Consider the following 12,199-nt stretch of genomic DNA (forward strand, 5'->3'; position numbering starts at 1 on the left):
GCCAACAAAGGTGTTTTGTAGTCGATTTGATGTAGTTGGCCTTCGTAAATTTTAAGCTATGTGGATAGGTCTCTCCGGGGCTAATAAACGTATTTTTATTATCCATTACATAGAGCAATAGGAACTGATAAATTTTGATTTACTAATATCATTATAGCTCGTATGTCTGGTATACAAGGTCCAAAGGATATTTATTAATTGTTATAATGACGACTCTCCCGTTTTCTTTTGGGGGAGGGGGGACTAGTAACGGCTTGCGGTTTCTTGCTAGGCAGGGGCGTTCGAATGTGTGTCTTTTGACAAAGGGATAGTGCAGAGGTAAGAAAAGTGTGGTCGGTTAAAAATCGAGAACGATTTTTTTGTCAAGGAAGGATGTGCTTCGATGGCTAATTATTTTTAATTGATACCGGTGGATATACCAGATATAACAAAAGAAAAGGGGCCATCTGTTTAGATGGCCCCTTTTTAATTAGGTGTGGTATAAAAGCTAAATGTTATTTAATTTCAGCCTCACCGTATTCAATTGATAAATCTGTTTGGGTAGTGCCACCATTTGTGGTTAGAATATCCCCGATTTTAATCATACCGTATTCGGTAACTTCTTTGTCGTCGGCACCTTCTTCGGTAACGGTTCGAGTTATTTTATAAACAAACAAATCTCCTTTTGCAGTAGTAGTGAAACCTGTTTCTTTAGTACCGGCGTCATAGAGTCTTTTTGCTATCAATAAGTCTTTTTCAGCAAAGAGTTTATCTACAGTGTTATAGTACTCGCTCTCTCCGGATAAATCACCGACTTTCACAAAGTCAATATCGGTATCGCCTTCTTTTTCAAAACCGCTAGGGCCGTTAAACTTTATTTCCCCATCCTCTTCGTTCAGATCAGAATATAGGGTAGCGGTGTCTAAGCTTAACTTGCTTTTTGAAACGTCGGAACTTAATACTACACTATTGCTGCTTTCAAAAGTTTGGCTTACGATGGGTATATGAGTTTCCAAAGTGTCGGTTAAACCGCCGCTTGTAGCTATGAATCTATAATAAAGAGTGTCCTTTACAGCTAGATTGTAACCGTAGCTGGTATCGGTAAAATTAACAAAGTAAATCTCTTCGCCATCAATATTCAAGGGTCTTCCAAGAGGAGTTGTGGAAGCGTAAGTTCCTTCTTTTCCTTTTTTCCATTCCAAAGATATATTGTCGATTACCGCAGATTGAGTAGAAGCTTTAAAACCTAAAGTGTCTTGTACTGAAGAGTTATAGGTAATGACATCTAGTTCTTTTTCTAGAGAAAGGGCTTTCTCGATCTTAACATTAAATTCCTTTGAATAAGGCAGGCCATTGGACAGTGAAGTGACGGTCATAAAGTCGATTCCGTCTTCCAGCTGCTCTTCGCCATTTAATGTTCCTAATAAAGATGAATTAAATGTTGCGTTATTGCCAGAGATTGTAGCATCAACGGTAGTTTCTCCTTTACTCACTTGCACTCCTGATACGGTTACGTCATCAGCTGTAAAGATGGAAAACTCCATTGTGTGATTTTCATCAAGGGTGCTCAGGGTACTTGTGTTTAAAATTACACTGGCGCCTAAATCGTAATTGCCGATTTGGCCGTCATCGTCGCTACAAGAGAGAAGAGCGCATATCGGCAAAATCAAGAATATTTTAATTTTTTTCATAATTTATATTTTATGACTGTTTTTTAATTAGTTTTTATCCCAGAATAGCTTTGTTTCCAATTCGTCTCCACCGATACTTGTGATAGCTGCCTTTATATTTACTTCGTTCAAAGTAAGTTCAACATCTGGGTAGGTCAATCGGTATGGAGGCTGACCGTTGGTCGTCTCCGCATCTTCGGGAGCAGTTAATAATGGGTAATCTAATCGTCTCCATTCAGTCCATGATTCAAAACCTCTATTGTAAAGTGCCAACCATTTTTGAGTGCCTAATTTTTGTTTGTAATCTCCAGGGGCCGTACTGTATGCAACAGAGGCTTGTCCCAAATAACCTGCGGCTTCCGCATCTGTTCCTCCCCAATAATTGATGGAAGCGGTAACGGCATTGTTATAGTGCGTTTCTGCATCACCGGTAATAAAACCTCTCTCTACAGCTTCGGCCAATAAGAATTCAACATCGTAATAAGTAAGCAATGGAGCTTCTAAAGTCGGGTCTTTACCGATTTTGTCCGATACATGTGAAAAGTTTGGAAAGGAGTTTAGTTTACCAGGAATACCTCCAACGTATTCACCGTTATGTTGGGTGAAATAGTCGTCTCTTCTAGGGTCGTTCAAAGACCCCATCATGTCAACAATAGTGTTGGTTGGGACATAGTCATCACGTCCGGATAATACCAATGCCGCATAAACGGGGTTGGTATACGGTGCTGCACTTTCGAAAGCTATTTTCATGTCGTCGCTTGCAGAAGTGAAAACACCACTGGCAACAGCAGAACTTACAACAGTTTCGGCTTTGGCTGGGTCTGAATCGGCCAACATCATTCCCATTTGTAACTTTAAAGAGTTAGCGAACTTTTTCCATTGGGCAATGTCACCATTATAAACGATATCTTCAGATGCTGAAAAACCGACTTCATCCTCTACGAATTTTGAAAGTACGTTATTATCAAGTCTGTCAATTAAGTCATTAAATACAACGTCTTGTTTGTCAAATACGGGATTTAAAACATCTATGTCCAGTGCTTCTGTGTAAGGGATGTCCCCAAAAGAAGTTACAAGAACATAATAGGTGTAAATTTCGTATAGTTCAATAGTCGCGATCTTGTTGGCCTGTACATCTGGCAAACCACTAACTAAACTTTTGGCTTCCTTAAAGTTTTTCAATACATCCCTGTATAAAACTTCCCAATGAAATTCATCGATTCGTCTAGTTTTAAGGTCATAATTGGCCTCATCTGTATAGGTCGTCTCTGTCCAATGCTGAACTATTAGTCTAAAGATGTTTTCATTGACGCTAGTTTCGGCCATCTGATTAAACAACTTATACTGGGCACTTGTAAAAAGGGATGCATCGGTGGTGTTTGCAAAATCCTTTTTGTTTACGTTCAGCTCCTCCAAATCATTAGTGCACGATAGCGCCACTAAAGACAAAAGAGCTATGATTATATTTTTTTTCATTTTTTATATATTAAAATTGAAGTTTAACGTTTAGGGCAAAGTTCCTTGTGGTAGGTAAAGATCCGGAGGAAATCCCTTGAATATTACCAGCTCCAAAACCTGTTTCGGGATCGGCATCCGGTATATTTTTATGTATGATCCACAAGTTTGATCCAACTAGACTTAAAGATAAATTGTCCATTTTTAATTTTGAGACAAAATCCTTAGGGAAATTGTACGCCAAACTAACTTCGCGCAATTTAACAAAGGAAGCATCGTATACAAATTCGCTTAAAGGTAATGCCTGGTAACCTGTGTTTCCAAAACCACTTGCATCTAGTCTTGTTGTGTTCGGTGTTCCATCGGCTAATACCCCCTCGTATATAAAACCACCGCCATCTGAAAGAGCGTTTCTTACGGGGTTGCCTAAATCGTTAATGTACGATGTGCTTGCGAGCACGCCCGTAGCTTGTCCATAACGTTGGTCTAATGAGTACATGTCACCACCGCTTCTAATATCTACAAATACACTTAAGGCCAAGTTTTTGTATGCGAAAGTATTTCTGACACCACCTACCCAATCAGGGTTACCGTTACCAATAATTTGGTCGGCGTCACTCCAAACAGGTTTTCCGTTATCTCCGATTATTCTTTGACCATTCTCGTTATATGTGTAATCGGTTCCTTTTAAGGCGCCGTACCTTTCTCCTGGTTTGGCTACTACTTGCACTCCAAATGAACCGATCAACAGTTCGTCAAGTCCCTCGGCTAGAGAGATTACAGTACTTTCGTTTTTAGACCAGTTTACATTGAGTTTCCATTTAAAGTCATCGGTAATATCGAATTCCGAAAAAGCGGTTAGTTCAATACCCTTGCTTTCTAGTTCCCCGGCATTAATGATCTTGCTAACGTAACCTGTAGTTTCACTTACGGATACGGGAACAATCTGATCTGTAGTGTTTGTTTTGTACAAAGCAAGGTCAAACCCTAGGTTTGCCTTTTCTAGAAACCTCATTTCAAGACCTACTTCATACGATGTTGATAGCTCAGGTTTTAAGTTTGGGTTTTTCTTTGAGTTACTTACGGCAGCCGCGGCATTTCCTTGAAAGGAAGTTAAGGCGGTGTAGGTGTCGTAGATATCATCAAAACCGGTATCATTACCAATTTGTGCCCAGTTAGCCCTTAATTTACCGAATTTGATAAAGGGTACGTTTAGGTTGTTGGAAAACAAGTATGAACCTGAAACAGCTGGGTAATAATAGGAATTATTGTCAGCAGGTAGGGTAGATGATTGGTCACGTCGTAAGGTACCTTCTAGGAAAAGGAAATCCCTGTAACCGAAAGTAGCTCCGGCATAAAAGCTTTGAACCTCTATCGTTTCATCCCTTTCCTTTGGATTGGGCAATGCATCTGTGGTATTTTGCAAGGAGTATACCCCAGGAACCTTTAGACCACCATTTGTTGCAGCGGTAAGCATGTTAAGGGTCGAATGCCTAACATTTCCACCTAGAAAAGAACTGAAACTTAAATCATCGGTAAAGTTTTTTGAGTAATTTATCAATAGGTCTACATTGGTTTCCCTTGAATTGATGTTCCTTCTGAGGTACCCCGACTGTTGGTCGTTTCTGTTGTAACTTCCATCACTGCCTTCGTTGATACCAAAAGCGGTAGCAACAGACCCTACGGCGCGTCTTTCTTCTTGTATTTCGCTATACTGATCTACGGCCGCTTTACCTGTAACGGATAGATTATCGGTAATGTCGTATTTTAATTGGGCATAACCTGTTAATCTGTCCCTGCCATCGTTTTGATAGTTTTCATAACGTGTCCAATAGGGATTATCCCAATATATGGGTTGTAAATCCGTTGGGGACTTAGGGTTCCAAGTGATGTTTTCACCAGTGGCTTCATAAGCGGCTTTTTGCTTTGCGAAGTCAACATTGTTTTGACCCCACTGACGCATAAAACCTACAATGTTGTCATTGTAACCGGTAGAGTTACGACCTACGGTTTTACTGTTTACATAGGTAACATAACCGGTAGCTTGTAACTTATCGGTCAACATAGCAGTGGCAGATAGGGAAAATGTATTTCTCTTCTGAGAGCTGTTAGGAAGGATACCTGTGGCATCGTAATTTGAGTAAGATAGTCTGAATGAGCCATCCCTATCCGCAAATTGTTTTGCAACGGAAACGGAGTTCGTAAAGGAGGTTGGAGTGGTAAAAAAGCTCAAAGGACCGTTTTTGGAAGCCTCCCAAGGTCGTGCAACTCCGTAAGTGTCGGGAAGCTGCGGGTATAGGGCGTCCCATTGTAGTAATTTTAAATTAGAGTCGAATGCAGGACCGAAAGATGCATCGTCATTTACGTTTGCATAACGGTCAATTGTTCCATCCCCATTAAAATCAGATGGTGTAAAATTGTAGTCGTCACCACCATAGCCCGCTCCGTATTCTTGTTGGAATTTAGGAAAGGTAGTATTGTCGATGCTACCGATACTGGCGTTTGAAGATAAGGTTATGGTATAATCCTTCTTGTTCGCGCTGGTACCTTTTTTTGTGTTTATGACAATAACACCATTGGAGGCTCTTGAACCGTATAAAGCGGTTGCGGCAGCTCCTTTTAAGACGTTCATGGATTCTATATCGTCTGGGTTGATGTCGGAAATAGGGTTACCGTAATCATATCCAGTGGCACCTTGTGACTGAGTACCTGTATTGGTATTCCTGTTGGAAATTGGCACACCGTCAACAACGAACAGGGCTTGGTTTGAGCCTGTTAGCGAGGTTTGTCCCCTTATAACAACGTTGGTGGACCCCCCGAGGTTATTGGTTCTTTGAACCGCAAGACCGGCAACTTTTCCTGAAAGTTGGTTCAGTACGTTCGATTCTTTTACTGTGGTAAGCTCTTCGGCATCGACTTTTTGTGTCGCGTATCCTAAGGATTTTTTCTCCCTTTTAATACCGAGGGCGGTAACGACCACTTCGTCAAGGGCCTGGGCGTCCTCCGACATTTGAAGGTTAATGGTGGTCGATCCTCCAATGGTTCGGGTTTCATTTTTGTACCCGATGTAGGAGAATACTAATGATTGACCTTCGCTAGCCGAAATGGCATAGTTTCCATCAAAGTCGGTTTGGGTTCCATTAGTAGTTCCCTGAACTAAAATGTTCACGCCTGGCAGGGGTAGACCTTCTTGGTCGGTAACCGTACCGGTAATGGTTTTGCTTTGTGCAAACGATAACTGCACGATTAACGCCAAAAACAGCGTCAACAATCCTTTTTGTTTTGCTCTCATTTTATAATTATTTGAATTAGCTAGCGCCAAAAGTCCTAAATAGACGTTAATAAACCAATTTTTTTTAACTTTAAATTATGCATGCATAGGGGTTTTGATGTTACAAATTGAAAGAACAGCTCTATTTTTTGAGAAAATAACACATAAAATTTGCTCGATGTTACATAAAAGACAGTTTTTTCAAATACTTTATGAAAAACAAGGTTGGTTTTTGTTAAAAAAATCGGAATTATTGAATAATACGTATTTTGATAAGTTTTTGTTAAAATAACACTGATTCACTTGGTCTAAAGTAAGTAAAACCTTTCAATTATTGAATTGAATTATAGTGTTTTGTTGAAATTTATAGGATTTTGTTGTTTGGGTGACTTTGTTCATTATGATGAAATTGGCTTTTCTTGTGGTTTTATCGGGGGTCGGAATAGGTGTGTTTTTGAAGGTGGGGCGGAAGTGTTATTTTGATTACAGGGTATATGTCGGTTTTAGGCCGTGGGTCTTGGCTTTTTGGGTTTAAGAGACTTTATATTAATGTGTCTTTTTTTTCTTGATTGAGGGTGGATTTTTTCCGATGAGGGTTTCTAAAACAAATTTCTTGGAAAATTAATGGCAAACTATTTGAATTTCTGTGAAATAGTATTACATTTGCCGACCCTTAAACAAGGGCTTATTTATACATATATATTTAGTATGCCAACAATTTCACAATTAGTACGAAAAGGAAGGTCCACGATTACTAAGAAGAGTAAATCGGCGGCTTTGGATTCGTGTCCTCAAAGAAGGGGTGTTTGTACTCGTGTTTATACGACTACGCCAAAGAAACCAAATTCAGCTATGAGAAAAGTAGCGAGGGTTAGGTTGACCAATGGTAAGGAAGTGAACGCTTACATACCCGGAGAAGGACATAACCTCCAAGAGCACTCGATAGTATTAGTAAGGGGCGGAAGGGTGAAGGATTTGCCAGGTGTTAGATACCATATCGTTAGAGGTGCTTTGGATACTGCAGGTGTTGCAGGAAGGACTCAACGTAGGTCTAAGTACGGTGCAAAACGCCCTAAGAAGTAAATGAACAAAGGGTGGTTAGGTGAAGGTCGTGACAATAGTTTCGACGGTAGCTTAAAATCCGAAATTATTAAGTAATGAGAAAAAGACAGGCAAAAAAAAGACCACTTTTACCGGATCCGAGATTTAACGATCAATTGGTGACGCGTTTCGTCAATATGATGATGTGGGACGGTAAGAAGTCTATCGCTTTTAGTGTTTTTTACGATGCAATGGATATCGTAGAAGAAAAAAAGACCGATGACGAAAAAACTGCTTTAGAGCTTTGGAAAGATGCTCTTTCCAATGTGATGCCTCACGTTGAGGTGAGAAGTAGAAGGGTTGGTGGGGCTACGTTCCAGATTCCGATGCAAATCAGACCGGACCGTAAGATATCTACCGCAATGAAATGGCTTATCAGTTTCGCTAGAAAGCGTAACGAGAAAGGTATGGCCCAAAAATTGGCAGCTGAGGTTCTTGCCGCTTCGAAAGAAGAAGGTGCAGCTGTTAAAAAGAGAGTTGATACGCATAAAATGGCTGAGGCCAATAAGGCATTTTCCCACTTTAGATTTTAATCAGAAATGGCAAGAGATTTAAAATACACAAGAAATATAGGTATTGCGGCACATATCGATGCCGGTAAGACCACTACGACGGAGCGTATACTTTTTTATACGGGTGTAAGCCATAAAATAGGGGAGGTGCATGATGGTGCTGCAACTATGGACTGGATGGAGCAAGAGCAAGAGCGTGGTATCACCATTACCTCTGCGGCTACTACCTGTACATGGAAGTTTCCTTTGGAAAACGCAAAACCGTTACCTGAAACAAAAGATTACCACTTTAATATTATAGATACCCCGGGACACGTTGATTTTACCGTTGAGGTAAACCGATCTTTGCGTGTGCTGGATGGTTTGGTCTTCCTTTTTAGTGCTGTTGATGGTGTTGAGCCTCAATCAGAGACAAACTGGAGATTGGCCGATAACTATAAAGTGCCACGTATTGGTTTCGTGAACAAAATGGACCGTCAAGGAGCTAACTTCTTGAATGTCTGTAAGCAAGTGAAGGAAATGCTCGGTTCAAATGCTGTGCCGATCGTTCTTCCAATTGGTGACGAAGCTGATTTTAGGGGTATTGTCGATTTGGCCAAGAATAGGGCTATCGAATGGCACGAAGATAATTTTGGATCTACTTTTGATGAGATTGAGATTCCAGAAGATATGAAGGCCGAGGTTAAGGAGTATAGGGCTGCTTTGATCGAAGCAGTTGCTGAATACGATGAGGAGTTGATGGAGAAATTCTTCGAAGATGAAGATTCTATCACCGAAGATGAAGTGCATGCCGCTTTAAGGGCTGCTGTAATGGATAGGGCGATTATACCAATGGTATGTGGTTCTTCCTTTAAGAACAAAGGGGTTCAATTTTTATTGGATGCCGTTTGTAGGTACTTGCCTTCGCCTGTTGATAAAGAGGCTATTATCGGTGTAAATCCCGAGACTGGAAAAGAAGAGTCGAGAAAACCGGATGTAAAAGAGCCGTTTGCGGCCCTTGCATTTAAAATTGCTACAGATCCTTTCGTGGGTAGGTTGGCTTTCTTTAGAACTTATTCTGGTCGTTTGGATGCCGGTTCATATATATTGAACAACCGTTCAGGTAAGAAAGAGCGTATTTCGCGTATATATCAAATGCATTCCAATAAACAAAATGCTATCGATTATATCGAAGCGGGTGATATTGGGGCTGCTGTTGGATTTAAAGATATTAAAACAGGGGATACAATGTCTGCTGAAAAGCATCCTATTGTATTGGAGAGCATGGACTTTCCTGATCCTGTAATCGGTATTGCCGTTGAGCCTAAAACAAAGGCCGATGTTGATAAGTTGGGTATGGCCTTGAGTAAATTGGCTGAAGAAGATCCTACTTTTCAGGTAAAAACCGATGAGGCTTCCGGTCAAACAATTATATCCGGTATGGGTGAGCTTCACTTGGATATTATTGTGGATCGTTTGAAGAGGGAATTTAAGGTTGAGGTAAACCAGGGTCAACCACAGGTTGAGTACAAGGAGGCCTTTACTCAGACGGCGGATCATAGGGAAACCTATAAAAAGCAATCTGGTGGTCGTGGTAAGTTTGCCGATATTGTATTTACAATTGGGCCTGCTGAAGACGAAGAGGCTACAGGTCTTGAGTTTATCAATGTGATAAAGGGTGGTAACATTCCTAAGGAATTTATACCAGCTGTTGAAAAAGGATTCAAGGATGCCATGAAGAATGGTCCTTTGGCCGGATTTGAGATGGATAGTATGAAGGTTACCCTTAAGGATGGTTCCTTCCATGCGGTGGATTCTGACTCCTTATCGTTCGAGTTGGCTGCCAAAATGGGTTATAAGGCTGCTGCAAAAGCTGCGAAAGCTGTGCTTATGGAGCCTATCATGAAGATTGAGGTGTTGACACCTGAAGAAAACATGGGTGATATAGTTGGTGATTTGAACCGAAGAAGAGGTACAATTTCCAATATGAGTGACAGGGCTGGGGCAAAAGTGATTAAAGGTGAAGTGCCTTTGTCTGAAATGTTCGGTTATGTGACTTCATTGAGAACATTGTCATCGGGTAGGGCAACCTCCACTATGGAATTTTCTCACTATGCAGAAACACCATCGAATATCGCAGAAGAAGTAATTAAGGCAGCAAAAGGTGTAACCACCGCTTAATTTTTAGAAAGATGAGCCAAAAAATAAGGATAAAACTAAAATCTTACGATCATAATCTAGTAGATAAGTCTGCAGAGAAAATCGTAAAGACCGTAAAGACTACTGGGGCTGTGGTAACCGGACCAATTCCGTTGCCTACGCACAAAAAGATATTTACCGTATTGCGTTCACCGCACGTAAATAAGAAGTCTAGAGAGCAATTTCAGCTAAGTTCTTACAAGAGATTGTTGGATATTTATAGCTCTTCATCAAAAACTATTGATGCGCTTATGAAGCTTGAGCTTCCAAGTGGTGTTGAGGTTGAGATAAAAGTCTAAGTATTTCCCGTCCAGATTAGGATGGGGGACATGTCCCGAGCTGCGTGCGAGGGAAAAACGGAGAAAAACAATCAGGGTTGAATTGTTTTGACCCTGTTTTTTTGTCCGATAGTTAACGAGTATTAATAAATGTAATATAAACGGAAGACGGGTTTTTGTAAATCTGGATTCCATAATCTAAAATCAGTATGTCTGGGTTAATTGGAAAAAAAGTAGGCATGACCAGCATCTTTGACGAGAACGGGAAGAATATCCCCTGTACCGTTATCGAAGCCGGACCATGTGTAGTTACCCAAGTCAGAACCGAGGAAGTTGATGGCTATAATGCCCTTCAGCTTGGTTTCGATGACAAGGCAGAGAAGCGTGCTAATAAGGCCGAAGCAGGTCATTTTAAAAAGGCGGGTACATCTCCTAAGAAAAAGGTCGTTGAATTTCAAGGTTTTGAGGAGGAATACAAATTAGGGGATACCGTCGGTGTCGATCTTTTTGTAGAAGGAGAATTTGTGGATGTTATTGGTACGTCTAAAGGAAAAGGTTTTCAGGGTGTTGTAAAGCGCCACGGATTTGGTGGTGTAGGTCAAGCGACCCACGGTCAGCATAACCGATTGAGGGCTCCGGGTTCCATTGGTGCCGCATCTTATCCTGCAAGAGTTTTTAAAGGAATGAAAATGGCCGGTAGAATGGGTGGTGAACGAGTTACCATTCAGAACCTTAGAGTGTTGAAGGTTGTTCCGGAAAAGAATCTTTTGGTTGTAAAAGGTGCTGTTCCAGGTCATAAGAACGCTTACGTAACTATCGAGAAGTAATGAAGGTAGCAGTTTTAGATATCAAAGGAAAAGAAACAGGTAGAAAGGCAGACCTTTCTGATGCTGTTTTCGCAATAGAACCTAACGAGCACGCCGTTTATTTGGATGTTAAGCAATATTTGGCACACCAAAGACAAGGTACGCATAAATCTAAGGAGCGTGCGGAGATTGCGGGTAGTACTCGTAAGATCAAAAAACAAAAAGGAACAGGTACGGCCCGTGCAGGTAGTATCAAATCCCCAATTTTTAGGGGTGGTGGTAGGATTTTTGGTCCAAGACCAAAAGATTACGGTCAAAAATTGAACAAGAACGTGAAACGTTTGGCCCGTAAATCTGCCTTGAGTATCAAATCTAAGGAACAGGCAATTTTGGTTGTTGAGGACTTTAATTTTGATGCTCCAAAGACAAAAGATTTTAAGGATGTTTTAAAGTCTTTAGGGCTTGAAAACAAAAAATCGCTGTTTGTCTTGGGTGAACCAAATAATAGCTTATATTTGTCTTCGCGAAATTTGAAGGATTCCGAAGTCATAACCTCCTCAGAGATAAGCACTTACAAGATTTTAAACGCAAATAATATTGTGTTGTTGGAAGGTGCCTTAGAAGGATTGGAGTCTAATTTAACAAAATAGAAAGCCATGAATGTGTTGATAAAACCAATAATAACGGAAAAAATGACCGCTGATAGCGAGTTGTACAATCGTTATGGTTTCATAGTTGATCCAAGGGCCAACAAGATCCAGATAAAAGACGCGGTAGAAGCAACTTACGGTGTTTCGGTAAAGAAAGTAAGAACCATGAACTATGGTCCTAGCAGAAAGACACGTTACACTAAGACTGGTATACAGCATGGAAAGACTAACGCGATTAAAAAAGCGGTAGTTGATGTGGTTGAAGGTGATATCATTGATTTTTACAGTAATCTATAAAG

At 40.6% G+C, this 12,199-nt stretch carries 10 protein-coding genes; 7 read left to right on the forward strand and 3 right to left on the reverse strand.

What is annotated here, in order from left to right:
• Positions 1 to 494: 494 nt before the first annotated feature.
• Genes ZOBGAL_RS11855 through ZOBGAL_RS11865 form a run of 3 tightly spaced genes read right to left on the reverse strand, consistent with a single transcriptional unit; the run spans position 495 to position 6,396 of the window.
• Entirely contained in the window at positions 495 to 1,670 is a 1,176-nt protein-coding gene (locus ZOBGAL_RS11855) for a hypothetical protein (protein ID WP_013993849.1), read from the reverse strand.
• Between the two features lie 27 nt (positions 1,671 to 1,697).
• A complete protein-coding gene (locus ZOBGAL_RS11860; RefSeq protein WP_013993850.1) occupies positions 1,698 to 3,125 on the reverse strand; it encodes a SusD/RagB family nutrient-binding outer membrane lipoprotein in 1,428 nt (475 codons plus the stop codon).
• Positions 3,126 to 3,135: 10 nt separating this feature from the next.
• Positions 3,136 to 6,396 (reverse strand): SusC/RagA family TonB-linked outer membrane protein, encoded by a 3,261-nt coding sequence (locus ZOBGAL_RS11865; RefSeq protein ID WP_013993851.1) that lies wholly within the window; start codon positions 6,394 to 6,396, stop codon positions 3,136 to 3,138.
• A 687-nt stretch (positions 6,397 to 7,083) separates the two neighbouring features.
• Here ZOBGAL_RS11865 and rpsL point away from each other — a divergent pair.
• The 7 genes from rpsL to rplW all read left to right on the forward strand — a co-directional run bounded on the left by rpsL (position 7,084) and on the right by rplW (position 12,197).
• The gene (gene rpsL / locus ZOBGAL_RS11870) at positions 7,084 to 7,458 is read left to right on the forward strand and encodes a 30S ribosomal protein S12 (protein ID WP_010519393.1); all 375 of its coding nucleotides are present in this window, start codon (positions 7,084 to 7,086) and stop codon (positions 7,456 to 7,458) included.
• Between the two features lie 74 nt (positions 7,459 to 7,532).
• Complete coding sequence (gene rpsG, locus ZOBGAL_RS11875; protein ID WP_013993855.1) at positions 7,533 to 8,009, forward strand: 30S ribosomal protein S7; 477 nt, start codon at positions 7,533 to 7,535, stop codon at positions 8,007 to 8,009.
• A gap of 6 nt (positions 8,010 to 8,015) precedes the next feature.
• The gene (gene fusA, locus ZOBGAL_RS11880; protein WP_013993856.1) at positions 8,016 to 10,148 is read left to right on the forward strand and encodes an elongation factor G; all 2,133 of its coding nucleotides are present in this window, start codon (positions 8,016 to 8,018) and stop codon (positions 10,146 to 10,148) included.
• An 11-nt stretch (positions 10,149 to 10,159) separates the two neighbouring features.
• Positions 10,160 to 10,465, forward strand: coding sequence for a 30S ribosomal protein S10 (gene rpsJ, locus ZOBGAL_RS11885; RefSeq protein ID WP_007094989.1), 306 nt, complete (start codon positions 10,160 to 10,162; stop codon positions 10,463 to 10,465).
• Between the two features lie 188 nt (positions 10,466 to 10,653).
• Positions 10,654 to 11,271, forward strand: coding sequence for a 50S ribosomal protein L3 (gene rplC, locus ZOBGAL_RS11890; protein ID WP_013993857.1), 618 nt, complete (start codon positions 10,654 to 10,656; stop codon positions 11,269 to 11,271).
• Positions 11,271 to 11,900: a 50S ribosomal protein L4 gene (gene rplD / locus ZOBGAL_RS11895; protein WP_013993858.1), complete on the forward strand. Its 630-nt coding sequence runs from the start codon at positions 11,271 to 11,273 to the stop codon at positions 11,898 to 11,900. The genes rplC and rplD overlap by 1 nt, the downstream gene beginning before the upstream one ends.
• A 6-nt stretch (positions 11,901 to 11,906) precedes the next feature.
• A complete protein-coding gene (rplW, locus tag ZOBGAL_RS11900; RefSeq protein WP_013993859.1) occupies positions 11,907 to 12,197 on the forward strand; it encodes a 50S ribosomal protein L23 in 291 nt (96 codons plus the stop codon).
• Positions 12,198 to 12,199 lie beyond the last annotated feature (2 nt).

The sequence above is a fragment of the Zobellia galactanivorans genome, from assembly GCF_000973105.1.
Classification (GTDB): domain Bacteria; phylum Bacteroidota; class Bacteroidia; order Flavobacteriales; family Flavobacteriaceae; genus Zobellia; species Zobellia galactanivorans.